This is a genomic window from Domibacillus robiginosus, assembly GCF_000966195.1.
GTDB classification, from domain to species: domain Bacteria; phylum Bacillota; class Bacilli; order Bacillales; family Domibacillaceae; genus Domibacillus; species Domibacillus robiginosus.
The window spans coordinates 20,515-39,368 of sequence record NZ_LAHL01000005.1 but is presented as its reverse complement, the minus strand read 5'-3'; the positions used below and the strand labels follow the sequence as shown (position 1 = coordinate 39,368).

General features: G+C 44.6%; 19 protein-coding genes. 3 read left to right on the top strand and 16 right to left on the bottom strand.

Annotated features, from left to right (window positions below; all coding sequences use genetic code 11):
• Positions 1 to 24: 24 nt before the first annotated feature.
• From VP97_RS03605 to kduI, 8 genes are all read right to left on the bottom strand, one after another.
• Positions 25 to 807: a response regulator transcription factor gene (locus VP97_RS03605; protein ID WP_050180316.1), complete on the bottom strand. Its 783-nt coding sequence runs from the start codon at positions 805 to 807 to the stop codon at positions 25 to 27.
• Complete coding sequence (locus VP97_RS03600; protein ID WP_245629825.1) at positions 782 to 2,572, bottom strand: cache domain-containing sensor histidine kinase; 1,791 nt, start codon at positions 2,570 to 2,572, stop codon at positions 782 to 784. Before VP97_RS03600 ends, VP97_RS03605 begins: the two co-directional genes overlap by 26 nt.
• A gap of 28 nt (positions 2,573 to 2,600) precedes the next feature.
• Positions 2,601 to 3,236, bottom strand: coding sequence for a YesL family protein (locus VP97_RS03595; protein ID WP_050180314.1), 636 nt, complete (start codon positions 3,234 to 3,236; stop codon positions 2,601 to 2,603).
• Between the two features lie 79 nt (positions 3,237 to 3,315).
• Positions 3,316 to 4,143: a sugar phosphate isomerase/epimerase family protein gene (locus VP97_RS03590; protein ID WP_050180313.1), complete on the bottom strand. Its 828-nt coding sequence runs from the start codon at positions 4,141 to 4,143 to the stop codon at positions 3,316 to 3,318.
• 141 nt (positions 4,144 to 4,284) lie between these two features.
• Positions 4,285 to 4,923, bottom strand: a complete 639-nt coding sequence (locus tag VP97_RS03585; protein ID WP_050180312.1) for a bifunctional 4-hydroxy-2-oxoglutarate aldolase/2-dehydro-3-deoxy-phosphogluconate aldolase — start codon at positions 4,921 to 4,923, stop codon at positions 4,285 to 4,287.
• A 7-nt stretch (positions 4,924 to 4,930) separates the two neighbouring features.
• A complete protein-coding gene (locus VP97_RS03580; RefSeq protein WP_050180311.1) occupies positions 4,931 to 5,878 on the bottom strand; it encodes a sugar kinase in 948 nt (315 codons plus the stop codon).
• Between the two features lie 13 nt (positions 5,879 to 5,891).
• The gene (gene kduD, locus VP97_RS03575; protein WP_050180310.1) at positions 5,892 to 6,656 is read right to left on the bottom strand and encodes a 2-dehydro-3-deoxy-D-gluconate 5-dehydrogenase KduD; all 765 of its coding nucleotides are present in this window, start codon (positions 6,654 to 6,656) and stop codon (positions 5,892 to 5,894) included.
• A gap of 13 nt (positions 6,657 to 6,669) precedes the next feature.
• A complete protein-coding gene (gene kduI, locus VP97_RS03570) occupies positions 6,670 to 7,500 on the bottom strand; it encodes a 5-dehydro-4-deoxy-D-glucuronate isomerase (RefSeq protein WP_050180308.1) in 831 nt (276 codons plus the stop codon).
• Between the two features lie 190 nt (positions 7,501 to 7,690).
• Between kduI and VP97_RS03565 the strand changes: the two genes are divergently transcribed.
• Positions 7,691 to 8,452: an IclR family transcriptional regulator gene (locus VP97_RS03565; protein WP_050180307.1), complete on the top strand. Its 762-nt coding sequence runs from the start codon at positions 7,691 to 7,693 to the stop codon at positions 8,450 to 8,452.
• Between the two features lie 22 nt (positions 8,453 to 8,474).
• Here VP97_RS03565 and VP97_RS03560 read toward each other — a convergent pair whose 3' ends face one another.
• The gene (locus VP97_RS03560) at positions 8,475 to 9,293 is read right to left on the bottom strand and encodes a polysaccharide deacetylase family protein (RefSeq protein ID WP_050180446.1); all 819 of its coding nucleotides are present in this window, start codon (positions 9,291 to 9,293) and stop codon (positions 8,475 to 8,477) included.
• 53 nt (positions 9,294 to 9,346) lie between these two features.
• Positions 9,347 to 10,306, bottom strand: coding sequence for a 2-hydroxyacid dehydrogenase (locus tag VP97_RS03555; RefSeq protein ID WP_050180306.1), 960 nt, complete (start codon positions 10,304 to 10,306; stop codon positions 9,347 to 9,349).
• A 198-nt stretch (positions 10,307 to 10,504) separates the two neighbouring features.
• On the opposite strand from VP97_RS03555, the gene VP97_RS03550 reads away from it, so the two are divergent.
• A complete protein-coding gene (locus tag VP97_RS03550) occupies positions 10,505 to 11,011 on the top strand; it encodes a shikimate kinase (protein WP_050180445.1) in 507 nt (168 codons plus the stop codon).
• Between the two features lie 44 nt (positions 11,012 to 11,055).
• Here VP97_RS03550 and VP97_RS03545 read toward each other — a convergent pair whose 3' ends face one another.
• From VP97_RS03545 to VP97_RS03530, 4 genes are all read right to left on the bottom strand, one after another.
• Positions 11,056 to 12,285 carry a CynX/NimT family MFS transporter gene (locus VP97_RS03545; protein WP_050180444.1) on the bottom strand — a complete coding sequence of 410 codons (1,230 nt, stop codon included), beginning with the start codon at positions 12,283 to 12,285 and terminating at the stop codon, positions 11,056 to 11,058.
• Between the two features lie 49 nt (positions 12,286 to 12,334).
• A complete protein-coding gene (locus VP97_RS03540) occupies positions 12,335 to 13,024 on the bottom strand; it encodes a DUF475 domain-containing protein (RefSeq protein WP_425388441.1) in 690 nt (229 codons plus the stop codon).
• 73 nt (positions 13,025 to 13,097) lie between these two features.
• The gene (locus VP97_RS03535; protein WP_050180304.1) at positions 13,098 to 14,147 is read right to left on the bottom strand and encodes a lactonase family protein; all 1,050 of its coding nucleotides are present in this window, start codon (positions 14,145 to 14,147) and stop codon (positions 13,098 to 13,100) included.
• A gap of 159 nt (positions 14,148 to 14,306) precedes the next feature.
• Positions 14,307 to 15,698, bottom strand: a complete 1,392-nt coding sequence (locus VP97_RS03530) for an L-cystine transporter (RefSeq protein ID WP_050180303.1) — start codon at positions 15,696 to 15,698, stop codon at positions 14,307 to 14,309.
• A gap of 187 nt (positions 15,699 to 15,885) precedes the next feature.
• Here VP97_RS03530 and tlp point away from each other — a divergent pair, with 187 nt between their 5' ends.
• A complete protein-coding gene (tlp, locus tag VP97_RS03525) occupies positions 15,886 to 16,116 on the top strand; it encodes a small acid-soluble spore protein Tlp (RefSeq protein ID WP_050180302.1) in 231 nt (76 codons plus the stop codon).
• Positions 16,117 to 16,441: 325 nt separating this feature from the next.
• Here the strand turns inward: tlp and VP97_RS03520 are convergent, their stop codons facing one another.
• Both VP97_RS03520 and VP97_RS03515 read right to left on the bottom strand, forming a co-directional pair.
• Positions 16,442 to 17,428: a 2-hydroxyacid dehydrogenase gene (locus VP97_RS03520; protein ID WP_050180301.1), complete on the bottom strand. Its 987-nt coding sequence runs from the start codon at positions 17,426 to 17,428 to the stop codon at positions 16,442 to 16,444.
• Positions 17,429 to 17,444: 16 nt separating this feature from the next.
• Positions 17,445 to 18,767: an Nramp family divalent metal transporter gene (locus VP97_RS03515; protein ID WP_082220214.1), complete on the bottom strand. Its 1,323-nt coding sequence runs from the start codon at positions 18,765 to 18,767 to the stop codon at positions 17,445 to 17,447.
• Between the last annotated feature and the right edge of the window lie 87 nt (positions 18,768 to 18,854).

The following is an 18,854-nucleotide window of genomic DNA, read 5'->3' as shown; positions in this document are numbered from 1 at the left end:
TGACCAGGGTCAGGATGGAGCTGTTTAAATGGCTTTTCGGTATTCTGTCGGCGTAACACCTGTATACTTTTTAAATACCTGACTGAAGTATTGCGGATTATCACCGAAGCCAGTTCGCTCCGCCAGATCAGCTACTCTTACATCATCCATCTGTCCAATTTGCTTCATCGCTTCTTCAATACGGACTTTGGTTAAATAAACGGAAAAGCGCTCATTCGTTTCCTGCTTAAACAGCTTTCCAAGATAGTCTGCATTCATATACAGCATTTGGCCTGCCACCCACTTTAAAGACAAATGTTTATCACCAAAATGGGTATAAATAATATCCACTACTTCATTAATAACCGGCGAATATGCTTTGCACGGCTGCCGTTTTTCTTCCATAACCTGCTTCGACTGCACGTCCGACAGCTGTTGCCGCTGCTGCTCACGCTGTTTAATGTTCTTTACCGCACCTGTAACCGTTTCGATAATGTCCGCTTCATTACAGGGCTTTAGCAAATAGTTTTTAACCCCGTGCTGCATCGCACAGCGTGCATACTCAAATTCACTGAATCCTGATAAAATGATAAATTGAATATCTGGAAAATCAGTTTGTACTTTCCCGGCAAGCTCAAGCCCGTCCATGCCTGGCATTTTAATATCGCTGATCACAATATGCGGACGATACTCGGCAATTTTTTCATAAGCTTCTACCCCGTTTCGTGCTGTGGCAACCAGCTCTGTATCGATTGACTGCCAGTCAATGACATTTGAAATCCCTTCCAAAATGATGCGCTCATCATCCGCCAGCAACACTTTGTACATGATTTTCATCTCCCGTTTTGTAAGGTAAAAAAACCGTCACAGCCGTGCCGCTTTCCGGTATGCTGTGGATTGAAACCCCGTACTTCTCCCCAAAAAACAGCTTAGTCCGCTCATCAATATTTTTCAGTCCAATGCCTGTCCCGCGTGTTTTTACTTCTCCTTTGTACAGCTTTTGCAAAAATTGCGCATCCATTCCAGGCCCATTGTCTTCCACTGTTACAAAAACAGCATCTTGTTTCTTGTATGCTTTAATGGTAATCGTACACGGATGGATCATTTTCTCAAGCGCATAGTGAATCGCATTTTCAATTAACGGCTGAATCGTTAATTTTGGAATACGGCAATCAAACACAGCCGGTTCCACGTCGATGTGAAAATCAAGTCGGTCTTCAAAGCGGTATTTTTGAATGGTTACGTAATGGCTGACTAAATCTACTTCCTGCTGAATGGTGACGATGTCTTCTTTTACATTAACGGAGTTCCGCAGCAAATAGGCAAGGGACTCTACCATTTTAGAAATTTGCGTCTGTTTGTTTGCTTTCGCCAGCCAGTTGACTGATTCAAGTGTGTTATACAAAAAGTGCGGATTGATCTGTGCTTGCAGCGCTTTAAATTCCGTTTCTTTTACGAGCAGCTGTTTTTCATAGTTTTCTTTGATGAGCTCATTAATGCGCTGAACCATAAATGTAAAATCGCGGTGCAGCATCCCGATCTCGTCCTGATGTCGTGGAGGCGGCGGCAGCGTTTCCGCGATTGCAAAATCCCCTTTCTGTATGTGATGCATCGTTCGGACCAGCTCTTCAATCGGCGTGGTAATCTTTCGCGTAAAATGAACCACGGCCATAATGACAGCCAGCAGTAAAACGACAAATGCGGCTATGATTGAATACTTTACTTTTGTAATATTTGAAAACACAGCATCAAAAGGAATGAAATGCCAGTATGTCCAATTTGCAAACGACGTTTTTACGTATGTTACAAAGTAACGGCTTCCATTAAGTTCCTTGACCGTGTAGCCTTGCTCTGTCTGCTTTGAAAAATCAAATGAGCGGAATGGACGAATATCTTCTTCAGAAAAAAACACATGGCTGCCATTTGAAATCATCGTATTGCTTTGTGTATCTTCCCACTCTTCAGGCAGAGACGAGACAATCTTTTCCAGGTCAGCACGAATCACAATGGTTCCAAGGTTTTCCATGCTCAAGTTTTCATAGGAGCGGATTTGCCGGACAGCGGTCAGGAAGCGGTTTTTGCCATCAGCTGTTATCCATACGTTTGAACCATGTGCCTGCTCTGCTCGCTCGATCAGCATAGCTTTTTCTTCTTCAGATGCCGGCGCCAGTGAATTTCCCGCTGAATACATTTTTCCATTTGCATCAATCAGGTAAATAGAATGAATGTACTTTTCAGAGCTGATATAGTCGCTGAGCCGGTTGCTGATCGCTGTTTGAATGCCGTATTGCTCATAACGATTTGTTTCTTTCTTTGTAAGGGCTGTCTGCTGAATAAGGGAAGGATCGGTGACAATTTCAAATGAAATATCCTGAATACGCTGCAGTTCATTTTCCACACTGTCAGATGACATACTCAGTACCTGAGAGGACTTCCGGTAAATTTGTTGATCGTACGTTGTAAATGCGTACTGAAGACCGGCAATCGTAAAAAGTAAAAATACACACATAATGGCTGAAACAAACAAAATAAACTTATACTTGATTTTTAAATTTTCAAATGCGATAACAAGCTGTTCCCATAACTGCTTCAAGAACATGTATCCTCCTCCGGCGCACTCTTTACGTTTGCTGCAGAGAAGTTTCTTTCTGCTTTTCAGCCACCGTGTGAAACGCCTTCATCGCAAACCACATCAGTACGAATCCGAAAGCGCTTCCACTAAAGAACAGAACAAACGTAATATGCTGCATAATAACATATACCATTCCGACCAGACTCGCGATCATCATCACTGTGTGAACAGGGCGTAAGAGCCCGATAAAAAGCGAATACTTAACCGTTTGTTTGAGCGGGACGTTATAGTGAACATACACCGGAAAAACAAATAATGCAACTACGCTATACAACAAAAAAAAGCTTGTTAAAAGAAATGGCATAAACGGAAGCGGTGCCCCGTACTGCTCAAAAATCATAAAATTGGCTCCGAATAAAACAGCCGGCAGTGTAATGATCAGTCCCAGCCGGTTGGACCGCCAGAATGTTTCCTTATAAGCAGTCCAAAATGTCCGAAAAACAGGTGTGTCCGTTTCTCCCATCGTCCATTTACGTGTAACGGAAAACAGGGCTGCTGTGGCCGGGAAAAAACCAAAAACGAGCAGGCCCGCCAGTGAAAACGCTATCCATAAAATGTTTAAGTAAGCCAGGCGGGTAATCCACTCGCAAAACCGGTACACACCATTGGTCATCATTTGTACCATTATATCATCCCCTTTTTATTCAGTTTATCGAAATTGGAAAAAATTTCGATAGAACTTTTCCGGGGAGTTTGTTTAAAAATCAGTGATTTTGTGCTGCTAAAAATTGGCGGCTTTCTTCAATAAACGGTTCACGCACATCCTCAAGCAGCACCGGTATCACCCGTCCGGTTTCCCGGATCAGCCGGAAAACTGTTTCGTAATCAATCAAGCCTTTTCCTACCGGAACCGCCTGAAGCGAACCATCTGTAAGCTCTACATCCTTGGCATGCAGCACAGCAATTTTGTCTCCGAACAGCTCAAACGCCTTTTCAAATATAGCAGCTTGATTTTCCCATGTTTCAGCCGTCAGGAAATTTACCGGATCAAAAATAACACGCACATGATCTGAATCAACAAGGTCAAGCAGCCGCTTCATCGTTTCTGGCGAGTAGATCGGATGATTTACACCGGCTTCTACTCCAATCACCGCATCCTGCACTTCCGCTTCTGCTGCTAATTCTTTCATGCTTTCCACAACCGCTAAAAATGGTTCTTCCTCGAAGTTATCCGTTGTATAAGCAATTTCTGCATGAACATTTCCTGTTTCCGTCCCAACCAGCAGGCAGCCAAAGTCTTTGGCAGCAGCAAGATGCTCCTTGAAACGATCCAGTTCACGCCGGCGTATCTCAAGGTCTGGATGGATCATCTGGATATAACAGCCGAGTACTGCAATTTGCACATCATGCCGAAGAAATGTCTCGCCGATTTCCCGGGAAATGTCCTTCGTTAAGCTGCCAGGCCCCGTATAAAAGTCAAAAGATTTTCCTACCGCCAGCTGTACCGCATTAAATCCTTTTTGGGAAATCGTCCGGGCCAGCTCCTCTGCCGGCATTTTTTCTAAATCGTGTCCCCGAAGACCTAATTTCATCTTTGCTTCCTCCTGTTCCTCTATAGACTATAAAAATGAAAATGAGCCAGAATGGGTAACCTGGCGACCTCCATCACAAATGCTTGGGTCGCCAGGCAAACATTCCGGCCTGTTTTTTCGTACTCTGGCCATCCGGCTTTTTTAGCCCATCACCTTCTGGCTCGTTACAGCTTGAAGCCATTTTTCTGTTTCTTTCTTTAAACCTTCCCAGTCACTCGCGGCAATCAAGTCTCCTTTCAGCAGAGCACTGCCCGTTCCGACAGCTGCAGCTCCTGCTTTGATATAGTCAGCCGCTGTTTCGAGTGTAATACCGCCGGTCGTCATAATCGGAATGTGGCCGAGCGGTCCTTTTACATCTTTGATAAACGCGGGACCAAGAACAGATGCCGGGAACAATTTAATCGCTTCTGCCCCAAGCTTCATAGCGCGCATCATCTCAGCAGGCGTGAACACACCTGGAATAATCGGTATGTTCTGCTCGACTGCATAAGCAGTGACTTCCTCATCCAGCGCTGGCGTCACAATAAACTGGGCTCCTGCTTCAATCGCCCGGCGGCAGTCATTGACATTTAGAACCGTGCCAGCTCCGACCAGCACCTTGCTGCCATGTGACTGAATAGATTCTGCAATAATTTCCTCGGCCCGATCGCTTTCCATTGTCACTTCAATAGAAGTAACCCCTCCATCAATAAGAGCCTGTACAATAGAAGCGCTTTTTTCGTACGGCACCTTTCTCAAAATAGGCACAATCGGTGCTGCTGTCAATTGCTCTATAACCATAGTTCCCCTACCTTTCTATCGTTTCACGCTGACCTAAAAATCCTTCTACCTCTTCTAAATATGGAAGTCCTTCGTTGTCACCATTTACCTGCACAACCATAGCACCGATCGCGTTGGCAAATTCTAATGATTGCTCGACTGGCCACTGCTGCAGCAGCCCGTATAGAAAACCGGCGTCGAATCCATCCCCGGCGCCAACTGTGTCTACAACCTTCGCTACCGGAAAGCCCGCCACGTGCTTCCATAAACCGTTTTGAAGCACAGCCGCTCCTTTGTCTCCATCTTTCATAATCACCTGCTCGAATGAAAATCCACCAAGCGCATGACGCAGAAAACCATCGTCTGTTGAATCAAAGATAATTTCAAGCTCTTCCCGGCCCGTTAATAAATAATCAACATACGGCAGATAAGACAGGATCGTTTCTCGGGCTTCTTCTTTTGACCAAAGACGGAGGCGTATATTCGGATCAAAAGATACCTTTACGCCATTTTCTTTTGCAATTTGAAGCGCTCGAAGAATGACCTGGCGATTTTGGGGCTGAATAGCCGGAAATACACCTGTCACATGAAGAATGCGAGCTTCCTTAATGTACGCCTCTGGCAATTTTTCAGGTGTCAGCGTTTCAGTAGGTGAAGGAAGCCGGTAATAAAAGGTCCGGCCTGCACCTGACTCCTGAACTTCTTTAAAATTCAGGGAAGTGGCATATCCTTCTTCGAGCTTCACTTCAGAAATATCGACTCCTTCTCCGCGAACGGTGTTTAAAATATGACGGCCAAACTCGTCCTTACCAAGACGGCTGATCCAGCCAGAGCGGAGACCAAGACGTGCACAGCCAAGCATCACATTCAGTTCAGCACCGCCAATTTTCCGCTGAAATTGACCAACGAAGCGAAGCGGCCCTTTCGAAGCAGGATCAAATGTAATCATGCCGTCGCCGATTGTTACCACATCCATTCTTTTCGCCTCCTTATCTTCCCATCCATCCGCCATCAACAACGAGCACGTGACCGTTCACATAATCGGCTGCTTTCGAAGCAAGAAACACAGCTGCTCCCGCAATGTCATCTGCTTCTCCCCATCTTCCTGCAGGAATACGGTCTAAAATCGATTTACTCCGGTCCGGATCGTTACGCAGTGCTTCAGTATTGTTTGTTTCAATATAGCCCGGCGCAATCGCATTTACCTGCACGCCCTTCGCTGCCCATTCATTCGCAAGCGCTTTCGTTAAGCCGGCTACCGCATGCTTGCTGGCCGTGTAAGCCGGAACAAACACACCGCCCTGAAAGGAAAGAAGTGACGCAATGTTAATGATTTTTCCAGAGCCCCGCTCAACCATCGCACGGCCTGCTTCCTGTGACAAAATAAATACGGAGTTAATATTCACATCCATCACGCGGTTCCACTCTAATTCACTAAACTCGGCGGCCGGCTCGCGATAAATGACACCGGCGTTGTTGACTAAAATATCAATCTGGTGCTTTTCGAGCACCGGCTTGATCTGCTCCCGAATACTACTTGTCTGGCTTAAATCAATTAATACCGTTTCACACGTTCCTTCTACTTCGGCAATCTTCGCTTTTGTTTCATCTAAATTGTCTCGGTGCCCGAGTAATAAAACATGTGCCCCGGAAGCAGCAAGACCAACAGAAATAGCCTGCCCAATTCCTGTTCTGGCCCCTGTGACGAGAGCCGTTTTTCCTTTTAACGAAAAGAACGCCTGTTGAAATGCCATTTGGTCCGCCCCCTTAGCGTAAATCCTTCATATCGACAAACTGCATATCATCAAAATCAATGTTCTCGCCGCACATACCCCAAATAAATGTATAGTTATTTGTGCCGGCACCTGCGTGAATGGACCAGCTTGGTGACAGTACCGCCTGCTCGTTGGCCATTAAAATGTGGCGAGTTTCCTGCGGCTGCCCCATCATATGAAACACGCGTGTGTCTTCTTCCATATCAAAGTAGAAATACACTTCCATGCGGCGTTCATGTGTATGGCACGGCATCGTGTTCCAGCCGCTTCCTTTTTCCAGCATCGTCATCCCCATGCTCAGCTGGCATGATTCCAATACATCTGGATGAATAAACTGGTAAATGGTCCGTTTATTCATCGATTCATCTGCACCCATTGGTCGAGCGATGGCGTTATCGATCCCAACTTTTACGGTTGGATAAGAATGGTGAGCCGGGCATGAATTAATGTAAAACTTTGCTGGTTTTTCAGCATTTTTTGATTCAAACACAATATCTTTTGTTCCTTTGCCGATATAAAGACCGTCCCGGCTGTTGATCTCGTATTCCTTGCCATCCAGTGTTACTTTCCCGTCACCGCCGACATTGATGACACCCATTTCACGGCGCTCTAAAAAATATTCTGCCGCCAATTCCTTTCCGGCTTCCATTGTTAGCGCTTTCTCTACTGGCATTGCACCGCCATAAATAATCCGGTCTACATGGCTGTATGTTAATTGAATGCTGTTCTCTACAAAGACCTTTTCCATTAAAAACTGATCACGCAGTTTATCAGTCGTATAGTTTTTTACATCATCTGGATGGTGGGCATACAATGTTTTCATTTAATGAACACTCCTTTTGATTTTTGTTCCGTATCATGGAACTTTGTTTCATTATTTATAATTTTATTATAAAGGCGTTTTCATGTTTTGCAAGCAATATTCTGAAAAAAGAAAGAAAACAACAACTATTTACAAAAAAACCTTGATTCCCTATGATAAATAGAACAGCTCTTTGAAGGAGGACACTTTTATGTCCAATGTCCAGTCACTCGAACGCGCATTGACGCTTTTAAATATCATGTCAGACTATCCGGATGGCATTCAAATCAGCCGGCTTGCGGAAAAATCCGGCTTATCCAAAAGCACGATTCACCGCTTGCTCAGCACACTTCTGCACATGAAATATGTAACGCAGGACTCGAAAACGGAAAAATATCGGCTTGGCTATCAGGTTCTCTACTTGTCCCGGAATATTACGGCTAACAACGGCTTGATTTCCGCTGCTCGTCCGTTTCTTGAAGCCCTGTGTGAGGATATTAACGAAACAATCCACCTGTGCGTGGAAGATAATGCAGAAGTAGTTTACATTGATAAAATTGAAAGCAGCCAAACAATTCGTATGTATTCAAGAATCGGCAGCCGTAACCCAATGTATTGCACCGGTGTGGGGAAAATTTTGCTTTCCGGGATGGATGAAGCAGCCTATAAACAGGCAACCGCATCCATTGACTTTGTTAAAAGAACGGCCAAAACGATTGATTCACCTGAAGAATTACAAAAGGAAATCGAACGGGTGAGACAGCAGGGCTACGCGCTTGATAACATTGAGAATGAAGAAGGTATTCGCTGCATCGCTGCGCCCATTCGTGACTTCAGCGGCCGTATCGTGGCCAGTTTCAGTGTATCAGGACCTGTTCACCGTATTACAATGGAGCGCATTCACGATGAACTCATTCGCAAAATGCGCGAGACCTCGAGGAGTATTTCCGAGCAGCTCGGCTGCCAGATGTAAAAAAGCACTTCCTGATCTCCAGTCAGGAAGTGCTTTTTTGTCCGGCGAGAGTAAGTTGCCTGCCTCCCTTTACCTCAACCGTTTCCCCATCCACATTCAGCCAGACCGACTGTGCCGAGGGATTGTAAACAAACCTGCTGTCGGCGGAAAATTTAAGCGCATGAAAAGCATTCATATAATCGACAATCTCGATATTTGTAGCATACCAAATATCCTTCCGTCCGGAGATGAACGCACAAAACTCTTCTATTATGTCCCAGTTATGATCAAGGTCAAACTCGTAGCTGTGGCCCCAAACATACATCATATATAAGTATTGAGTTTTATGAAGTCCAGCAAACGTTTCAGCTTTTTGCATTAAATCGTGCTTATGGTGGCACGTCGGATTCCACTCCAAAAAATCATCCGGCATGCCAAAAGATCCTGTACTGTTGACGGTTCTTGCGTATTCAATGCCAAGAAAAGGCAGCATCGATTTAATCCGGGAATTGAAGGATCCATTCGGATAAGACATACCTCTGACCGTGCAGCCGGCCAATTGTTCAAGCACCTTCCGATCCTCCATTATTTCACTGATCAGCTGTTCCTTCGGAGAACGCTCAATGGTTGGATGAGTATACGTATGAGCGGAAATCTCATGCCCCTGAAACAAATCAGCAATTTCATGTGACGGAATCCGGCCGGCTGTATGAAACAGCCCTGAATTCAAATGAAAAGAACCTTTAATGCCATATCGATTAAACAGTGCGACGAGTCGTCGATCTGCTTCTTTTCCGTCGTCATAGCTCATTGTCAGCACTTTATGCCTGCCTTCAGGGAAAACCACTGTTACTTTTACCAATTTCACCTACACCCTTCCATTTATGGTTTCTCATTCAGCCGATACAAAGAATGTTAAAAAATCGGTGTTTTTAATGTTTCGCCTGTTACACCGGCCACCACATTTTCAGCGGCGAGCATCGCCATTTTGCGGCGTGTTTCTTCTGTAGCGGAGCCAATATGCGGCAGTGTAACGACATTTTCCATTTGCAGGAGCGGGTTATCGGGATGAACAGGTTCCTGTTCAAACACATCGAGCCCGGCAGCCCATATTTGTTTGGATTGAAGAGCTTGAATAAGTGCTGCTTCGTTGACGACCGGGCCGCGTGATGCGTTAATAAAAACAGCGGTGCTTTTCATCCTAGCAAACGCTGCTTGATCGATCATTCCTTTTGTTTCTTCCGTCAAAGGCGTCATGACACAAACGAAATCCGACTGCTCCAGCAGTTCATCCATCGTACAATAAACAGCGCCATATGTACGCTCTGCTTTCTCCTGGCGTGAGCGGTTATGATATAAAATGTTCATATCAAAGCCGAAATGCGCCCGTTTGGCAACCGTCCGGCCGATACCACCCATTCCAATAATCCCCAGTGTTTTATGGTGAACATCCAGGCCAAACTGATCGTCATCAAATCCTTTTTCAGACCAGCTGCCTGCTTTAACAAATCGATCCAATTCAGTTACCCGGCGGGCTGCTGCCAGCATAAGCGCCATGATCGTATCCGCCACTGTATCGTCTAAAACACCGGGCGTGTTTGTCGCTCGTATACCATGCTTTTTTAACAGTTCAAGGTCAAGATTATCGTAGCCTACTGATTTATTGGCGATTACTTTTAAATTTGGCGCTTGCTGCAAAAGCGCTTCATCGACTTTTAATCCCGAGCCGATCAAGCCATCTGCACGTCCAAGTGCTTCAAGAAAGTTAGAATCATTTCGTTCATATCCCGGGAAATATTCTACCTCACATGTAGAACGGATATACTGGAGTGCTTCTTCGTAGAGCGGCTTGTACACGACAACTACCGGCTTCATATTACTCACCCTTCCTTTACATTTTCTTCTAGTATAGCATGAAACGTCCAGATGCTTCGTTTCCTGCCAATACAAAACTTATTTACGGCACTTCACAGCTGTACTATACTAAAAAGTAATTTAACAAAGGAAAGAGTGTTTCGATTGAACCATTTACAAATACCGGCAAGACAAAAGTCCATTGTACTGATCGGTTTTATGGGTGTCGGCAAAACGACGATCGGTGAACTGGTCGCAAAAAAACTATACCGAACATTTATTGACGTAGATCAGGAAATTGAAAAAGATTTCGGCATGACGATTCCCCAAATATTCGCTCAGCATGGCGAGCCGTTTTTTCGTGAATATGAACAAAAGAAAACATGCTTTCTTGCCCAGGAAAAACTGAAAGTTCTGTCTATCGGCGGCGGTGCTTTTTTAAATCCGGAGATCCGAAAAGCATGCCTTGATCATTGCATCGTTTTTTACTTGGATGTGGCCTGGGAAGAATGGAAAGAACGCCTTGATCTTTTGATCGATACCCGTCCTGTTCTTCAAAGCAAGACCCTGGATGAAATTAAAGAGCTTTTTCACAAACGTAAGAGTGCGTACGCCATTCACCATTCTACACTGCCAGTTCGTCATCGTTCTGCGGAAGAAATAGCAGACTTTATTGTCGATTCTCTTAAATATACATGGGAATTGTACGAGCCGAATTATAAATAAAAAAGCTGCATCAAAGGAACCCTGTTCCCTGTGATGCAGCTTTTTTACTTGGCGGAGCGATTGTAAGACCGCCCCGTTACATACCCTTCTTTTGCCGCATCCATACCAGCAATAAAAAGGCCCATAACAGCCGCTATTAATAGAAGCATAGGCACCGTCCAGCTATTCAATGTATCATGAAGCGCGCCGAACAAGGCCGGCCCCGATGCAGCAAACAGGTAGCCGGCTGATTGGGCCATACCAGACAGATCAGCTGCTTCAAATGAAGTTTTCGTCCGTAAACTAAAAAACATCATGGCAAGACTAAAGGCGAACCCTCCGGCGATTCCAATCATGATGACCCAAAGAATAACCCATTCCGTCCAGGCAAATAAAATGCCACTCAAGCCAGCTGCCATAAAGGAAACAGTTAAAATGACAAGCGGCTGCTGGTTTTTCATCCGATCAGCAATAATCGGAACAATAAATGTAAAGGGCAGCTGTGTAAATTGAATAATAGACAGCATCCAACCTGCCGACTCCACACTCAGCCCCTGTTCATGTAAAATGTCCGGCAGCCAGGCCACGAGTGAATAAAACAGAAGAGATTGAATACCCATAAAAGCAGTGATTTTCCAGGCAAGCATCGAGCCCTTGAGGGAGGTTTTTTGATATGTACGCTGTCCTGCTTTCAATGGGTTTCGAATATAGCGCCACTGAGTGATCCAGACGAGGATGGCGGCAAAAGCTGGTATTATCCAAAATCCTAATGAAGTCCGCCAGCCCAAAGAGCTTAACGCAGCCATGGGAATACTGAATCCCGATGCAAGTGCTCCTGATAAATTCATAGACATGGCATAAAATCCAGTCATAAGGCCGACTTTGTGAGGAAAATTCAGCTTTACCACAGCCGGCGTCAGCACGTTGCAAAGGGCAATCGCCAGTCCAATCAGGATTGTGCCCGCAAATAGTCCCGCTGCACTTCCTGCCGGCCGCAGCATCAAGCCCATCGTTAATAGCAGCAGGGCACTGAACAGCACCCGCTCCATTCCAAATGCACGCGCTAATTTTGACGCAAACGGTGACAATATAGCAAAAGCGAGCAGAGGAATCGCTGTCAGGGCACCTGCTGCTGCACTTGATAGCTGCAGGTCATTTTGAATCATCGTTGTGAGCGGTCCGACTGAGGTAATCGGCGACCGCATATTTAAGGCCAGCAGGATAATACTGAACAGCAGCAAAAGCTGTCCGGTCCTTGAACGCTGTTGTTCTATTTCATTTCTTTGACTGTTCATGTTGGATTTCCTTTCTCCTTTTCTTATTTCCATAAAGAAAACCCTGCCGCTAATTGACAGGGTTTCTTCGAAAAATATGAACGACGAATGTTCCGAAAAACGCCGCCGCTAAAATCACAAAGAAAATCGTATGGCTTATTTCAATATGTGCAATACTTAGCATCATTTTGATGGAAATAATGGCGATTAATAGATAAGCGGTTGTTTCAAGCTCCGGCACCCGGTCAATCAGCTTGATAAATATTCCTGCCACTGTCCGCATCATTAAAACACCAAGCATGCCGCCCAGAAGAAGAATCCATACTTCCTTGCTGATGCCGAATGCGGCCAGTACACTGTCAACGGAAAAAGCAATATCCATCAATTCAACGGCTGCAACCGTACCCCAAAAAGGGCCAAACATTCGGACCAATAAACCGGTTTTACTCATGTCGACATGCTGCTTTTTTTCATCGCTCTCTTTTAAATGATTCCAAACCAGCCATGCTAAATAAATGGCGCCCAGAATTTTTACCCATCGAATTTCCATTAACCAGACACCAAGCCCGATCGCAATAAACCGAAACAGATACGCTCCTAAAAGCCCGTAAAACAGTGCTTTTTTTCGCTTTTTTTCAGGCAGGTGACGGACCATTACGGCCAACACCAATGCATTATCCGCCGACAGCAGTCCTTCCAGCACGATCAGTGTCCCAATCAGCCCCCAGCTGACCGGATCTGTCAGGACATGGATCCACATGTCCCAGTCCCAAAAAGAAGCGTACGTCTGAACGATACTGTCGATTGCATTCAAATAGAAAGCCTTCTTTCAATTAGTTTCCTTTTAAAAAGGTCACACAAACTCCTTCTGGCACTGTCACTTCCGAGTTTGCAGGTGTCAGACGGCCGGTTTTTACTTCGCGGTTAAACAGGACCACATTATGTGTTTTTTCATGTGCCACAATCAAAAACATTTCCGTTGGATCCAAATCAAAATCACGAGGCCAATCGCCTTTCGTGGAAACAATTTCTACCAATTGAATGCGCCGTCCATCTTCAGCTGTTTCAAATACAGCAATACTATTATGACCGCGGTTTCCTGCATAAATAAAACGGCCGTCGGATGACATGCGGATGGCACTGCCCTGGCTGTTTTCTTCAAAATCAGCCGGGATTGTTTTGTGGGCAGCCAATTGTGTAAATGTCCCATCCTGCTCGTTAAGTTCCAGTACAAGAACCTCATTGCTCAGTTCTGTCATCACATAAGCTATGCACTCCGCCGGGTGAAACACGATATGGCGCGGACCGGCTCCCGGCGCTGTTTTGAAAACCGCTTTTTTCAACAGGTCTTCTCCGGCCATTTCATAAGTGATAATCTCATCTGTCCCAAGGTCTACGGCCACAACAAAACGCTCATCCTTTGTCATACCGAAAAAGTGAGTATGCGCTTTTTCCTGACGGTCTGGATTCGGGCCTGTCCCTTCATGAGTCGCCACATCTAGCAAATCAATTAATTCGCCTGTTTCGGCATTGATGCTGTACATTTCGGCTGTACCCGTATGGTATTGAGCAGTAAAAGCACGAGTGCCGCTTTTATTTAAGGATACGTGGCAGGGCACGCCTTCGCTGTCAAGCACATCATTCAGCTTGTGAAGCTTTCCGTTTTGGATTGAAAAAGCTGCCAGGCCGCCGCCTTTTCCGCCTTTTTCTACCGCGTATAAAAATTGTTCATTTTCACTGATCGTGATGTATGTTGAATTGTTTACTTCCGCTGCCACTGCAGCATGTAAGAGTTCGGCTTTTTCTGTATCAAGCTCGAACGTGTGAATTCCTTTTCCGTCCTGCTTTGTGTACGTTCCTACAAACCCTGTATAGATCGTCATGAAAGTGCCTCCGTTTCGTAAGTCGCTCCTCTTGTCTATGTATACGACACTTCTATTATATACTATGAACCGTAAATAAGTCTTCATGCTAATTTGTCCAAAAAATCTAAAAACGCTGAATAACAAAAAAAGCACCTCCTTGTGTGGAGGTGCTTTTGTTTATACATCGGCTGTTTGTTTAGCCAGGTCTTCGTTAAAGATTTCTTTGTCCAGCTCTCCTGTTACGCGTGCAGTTGTGACGCCTGCCGTAATCGTGCCGTTTACGTTAAGAGCTGTCCGTCCCATATCGATCAGCGGTTCAACTGAAATAAGCACACCAGCAAGTGCGACAGGAAGATTCATCGCAGATAGGACCAAAATGGCCGCAAATGTGGCACCGCCGCCTACACCGGCTACACCAAATGAACTGATCACCACAATGGCAATCAAGGTAGCAATAAAGCCAGGGTCAAGCGGGTTAATGCCCGCAGAAGGAGCAATCATTACAGCAAGCATAGCTGGATAAATGCCTGCACAGCCGTTTTGGCCAATGGACAAACCGAATGATCCGGCAAAGTTAGCTATACCTTCTGGCACGCCCAGGCGTGTCGTTTGCGTGTTTAATGTCATTGGCAGCGTTCCTGCACTTGAACGTGAAGAAAAAGCAAAGCTGAGCGTTTCCCCGACTTTTTTCACATAAGTAGCCGGGCTTAAGCCGGATAAAGTTAAAATCAACAAGTGAATAATAAACATGACAATCAATGCTATATAAGAAGCGATGACAAACTTGCCAAGGTTATAAATAGCTCCAAAGTCAGACAGTGCAACCGTACGGGCCATAATAGCCAAAATGCCGTATGGTGTTAAACGAAGCACAATTTTCACAACGTTCATGACAAGTGAGTAAAGTGCATCGATACCTTTTTTCAACAAATCAGCATGCTCAGGCTCTTTGCGTGCAACGGTTAAGTAAGCAAAGCCTAAAAAAGCAGCAAAAATCACAACAGCAATAGTAGAAGTTGGACGAGCACCCGTAAAGTCTAGAAATGGGTTTTGCGGAAGCAGATCAACGATTTGAGATGGAAGTGGTTTATCCGCCACTTCAGCCGATTGGTCAGCAATAGACTGGCCGCGTTCTGTTTCTGCTGTACCCTGTACAATTTGAGATGCATCCAGGTCAAAGCCGATTGCCGATGCAATACCAACAGCTGCCGCTACAGCCGTTGTGCCCAGAAGGATACCAAGAATAAGCGTCGCCATCTTGGCAAAATTCTTTCCGATCGTAATTTTTGTAAATGCGCCTAAAATAGAAATAAAAACAAGCGGCATAACAATCATTTGAAGCAGACGTACATAGCCTGTTCCAATCAAATCAAACCAGGCTGTAGAACTTGCCAGCGTTTCTGATTCTGTGCCATAAGCAAAATGCAAAATAAGTCCATACACAATACCAAGGCCAAGCCCGGTAAATACCCGTTTCGAAAATGAAACGTGACGGCGCTGCATGAAAAATAAAAGAGCCACGAGAACCAGAAGGCCGATAATATTTAAAAGGATAAATCCATTTTCCATAAAAAAAGCCCCCTAATAGCTAAAATGTAGATTCTTACTTTAACTCCCCAATTCCGATAAGTCAAGTCGGGAATATTGTCAGAATTTTTAAATGATAAAACATATACATATTTTCTCTTTGAATGGACAGAAGAAATAAAGGGCAGTCTACGGATTGTACTACCCGAGACTAAAAGGAGGAATACACATGACACATAACAACCGACCAAAGCCGGATAACCGCTCCGACAATGTTCAGAAGCTGCAGGAAATGGTTCAAAACACCATTGGAAACATTGAAGCGGCCGAAGAAACAATGGTGTTTGCAAATGGTAAAGAGCGTGCAGCCATTAAAGCGAAAAATGAACGCCGGGAAGAAAGCATTGAAGGAATGCGCGAGGAGATCCAAGACGAAGCGGCAGCCCGCAGAAAGAAATAAACCCAAATATGACAAAGAGGAGCGGTGTTGCTGCATGCAAGACCGCTCCTCTTTCTTATTTAAACTGGCCTGGTGACTGATGGGTGTACTGTTTAAGGCAAATATTAAAATACTGCGGGTGGCTGCAGCCGACCATGCTTGCCACTTCTTAAATCTTCAGTCCTTCCTGCCTCAGCAGCTGCATAGCTTTTTTCATTCGCAAATGAAGCAGAAGATCGACAAAATTGATTTCTTATCCCGCTTTAAACTGCGTAATTAAAACAAGCCGCATTTATTAATAAAAAAAACCGGCTGGATACATTTTCAAACGGTTTCTCTTTAATTATTATGAAACAATTACTTTTTCATTTCTTGGATTAAGGAGGTTTGGCGGCACTTCTCCTTTAAGCCCTTTTAGCAAATTGTCACTGGCAAGGCGATCCATTTCCAAACGTGTCTCTAGTGTAGCGGAACCAATATGCGGAAAAGTAACAACATTTGAACAGCCGAGAAGCGGGTGGTCTTTCCGGATAGGTTCCTGCTCAAACACGTCAAGTCCGGCTCCCCCTATTATTCCATGCTTTAGTGCATCCGCCAGCTCTTCTTCCTTCACAATTCCGCCTCTTGATCCGACGATAAGGACAGCCGTCTTTTTCATTTGCTGGAATTGCTCCCTGCCAAATGAATGCTTTGTCTCAGGTGTGAGTGGCTGCATCAAACAAACAAAGTCGGACCGGCGCAACAGCTCTTCCTGCTCACAGTATTGTGCCCGGTAATCTTTTTCTGCCTGTTCATTTCTCGAACGGTTATGATACAGAATCTCCATGCCAAATCCTAAATGTGCTCTCCTGGCAATGGCGTTGCCAATCCTGCCCATTCCAATGATTCCAAGCACTTTATGATGAACATCGACTCCAAATGAGGATTCCGTTATTTTTTGCTGCCACTGACCGCTTTGAACTAATGTATGCATTTGTGGCATCTTCCGGGCGGCAGACATCAGCAAGCCAAATATAGTATCTGCTGTAGTATCCGTCAGTACGCCCGGAGTATTTGTTCCCATAACCTGTCGATTCGTCATCGCCTTCAAATCCAAATTATCGTAACCAACTGAAGAATTGCTAATGATCTTTAAGCATGGAGCTTTTTTCAAAAAGTCTTCATCAATACGCAGCCCAGAACCTAGAAGCCCTTCCGCTTTTTGAAGATGCTTCCAAAAGAGCGGGTCTTTTTCATAATCAGGCTGTTCAAAATACGTGACCGAGCAATCTTGTTCAAGCTTGTTCTTTATTTCCTGCTGTACTTTTTTATAAACAATAATAGATGGCTTCATGCTCTTTTCATCTCCCTTAATTGAAAAAGTCCATAAATAATTTGACTGAAGACCAGACAGCTAGAATCGTTGTAGCGGAAAGCACCATATTTTCGAACCAATTATTTGTACTTTTCCCCAATAGTGATTTCTTGTTTGATAAGATTAAAAGACCGATTGAAATAGCTGGCAGTGCGATTACATACAATACGTTTACAAATACGACGAGTGTAACGAAGCCAGGCATATTAGGAAGCGACCAAACAAGTGGAGTAACGAGAATAAACAAACTCACCCATTTAAACAGCGGATCCTCTGTAAGATTCTTGCCGTACTTTTCTTTTCTTTTTTGACTCACAATATGCAGGCAATCGACAGTAATTCGAGGAAATCCGACTGCATGGCCAATTACACTACTGTAAAGCACGCCAAACGCTCCCAGGTAAAAGATAGTAGACCCAAGCCAGCCCAGGTGAAGTTCTAAAGCTGCTGCAATATCACTTAAACTATTTACTTCAATGTTATTGGGTCTTAAAATCTCAGCGCCCACTACCCAGATAGAAAGATTAATTACAACACCTACGCAAATACCCAGCAGCAAATCATTGCGCTGCATTTTCTTGTGAACAGGCTTTGTCCAGCCTCTTTCTTTAATAAAGTATCCATATAAAAAGTTTCCGAGAGACCCGGCGACAGCCCCGACAAGCGAGATTGCAACCACCCATGTACCGTAAGCACCCGTATTTTCCGGTATACCAAACCCGATTGTTCCACGGACAATTTCAGAAGCATCCGGCTTTGTATAGAGAGCCAGGCCAATAAATGACACAGTCATAACGGCAAGGAGCACTTTCATAATAAGCTCCATTTTGTTGTAAATATTTTTTCCTAGAATAAATAGGCTAAGAATAACAACACCGACTGACCACATTAATGGGGAACCAAAATTAAAAATCCAGGCGAGCACTTCCCCGGTACCTTTAATCATGTATGCATTAACCAGGTGACCCATAATGATTGCTGCAAAAGCAAAAAAGTAAGGATAAAACTTATGAAGGCCTGCAAAGCCTTGCAAAAGAGAAATACCCTGTGTATTACAAAGCTCAATGCGAGCCATAATGTTCACAATACAAAAACGGATTAACAGAGCAAGCGCAAGAACCCACATGAGTGAGTATCCATAATGGGACCCGGCGACAGAAGCATCCACCAGGTCTCCTGCTCCCATCCACGTTAGTACAACGACAATCCCCGGCCCATAAGAGCGCATCGTCTTTAAAAAAGATCGTTTTTCAGGAACGAGTGTAGTTTGTTCGGCTTGAACTTCGTTAATTTCTTGATTGCGCTGGTTTAATTCCATACGGAACCTCCTCCATAAAAGTTATTATACTTTTTCGCATGCTAATCTCTTGTAAAGCGCTTACAAAATAATGCTTTATATGCGCAT

What these genes read in the sequence shown, in the direction of transcription:
- VP97_RS03535 (WP_050180304.1), bottom strand. Translation starts at nt 14,147, where the DNA reads ATGACGATCTATACAGGGTTTGTAGGAACGTACACAAAGCAGGACGGA.
- VP97_RS03545 (WP_050180444.1), bottom strand. Translation starts at nt 12,285, where the DNA reads ATGAACAGTCAAAGAAATGAAATAGAACAACAGCGTTCAAGGACCGGA.
- VP97_RS03565 (WP_050180307.1), top strand. Translation starts at nt 7,691, where the DNA reads ATGTCCAATGTCCAGTCACTCGAACGCGCATTGACGCTTTTAAATATC.
- VP97_RS03580 (WP_050180311.1), bottom strand. Translation starts at nt 5,878, where the DNA reads ATGGATGTGGTAACAATCGGCGACGGCATGATTACATTTGATCCTGCT.
- VP97_RS03605 (WP_050180316.1), bottom strand. Translation starts at nt 807, where the DNA reads ATGTACAAAGTGTTGCTGGCGGATGATGAGCGCATCATTTTGGAAGGG.
- VP97_RS03590 (WP_050180313.1), bottom strand. Translation starts at nt 4,143, where the DNA reads ATGAAATTAGGTCTTCGGGGACACGATTTAGAAAAAATGCCGGCAGAG.
- VP97_RS03555 (WP_050180306.1), bottom strand. Translation starts at nt 10,306, where the DNA reads ATGAAGCCGGTAGTTGTCGTGTACAAGCCGCTCTACGAAGAAGCACTC.
- VP97_RS03595 (WP_050180314.1), bottom strand. Translation starts at nt 3,236, where the DNA reads ATGGTACAAATGATGACCAATGGTGTGTACCGGTTTTGCGAGTGGATT.
- VP97_RS03515 (WP_082220214.1), bottom strand. Translation starts at nt 18,767, where the DNA reads ATGGAATTAAACCAGCGCAATCAAGAAATTAACGAAGTTCAAGCCGAA.
- tlp (WP_050180302.1), top strand. Translation starts at nt 15,886, where the DNA reads ATGACACATAACAACCGACCAAAGCCGGATAACCGCTCCGACAATGTT.
- VP97_RS03585 (WP_050180312.1), bottom strand. Translation starts at nt 4,923, where the DNA reads ATGGTTATAGAGCAATTGACAGCAGCACCGATTGTGCCTATTTTGAGA.
- kduD (WP_050180310.1), bottom strand. Translation starts at nt 6,656, where the DNA reads ATGGCATTTCAACAGGCGTTCTTTTCGTTAAAAGGAAAAACGGCTCTC.
- VP97_RS03520 (WP_050180301.1), bottom strand. Translation starts at nt 17,428, where the DNA reads ATGAAGCCATCTATTATTGTTTATAAAAAAGTACAGCAGGAAATAAAG.
- kduI (WP_050180308.1), bottom strand. Translation starts at nt 7,500, where the DNA reads ATGAAAACATTGTATGCCCACCATCCAGATGATGTAAAAAACTATACG.
- VP97_RS03540 (WP_425388441.1), bottom strand. Translation starts at nt 13,024, where the DNA reads ATGTGGATCCATGTCCTGACAGATCCGGTCAGCTGGGGGCTGATTGGG.
- VP97_RS03550 (WP_050180445.1), top strand. Translation starts at nt 10,505, where the DNA reads ATGGGTGTCGGCAAAACGACGATCGGTGAACTGGTCGCAAAAAAACTA.
- VP97_RS03530 (WP_050180303.1), bottom strand. Translation starts at nt 15,698, where the DNA reads ATGGAAAATGGATTTATCCTTTTAAATATTATCGGCCTTCTGGTTCTC.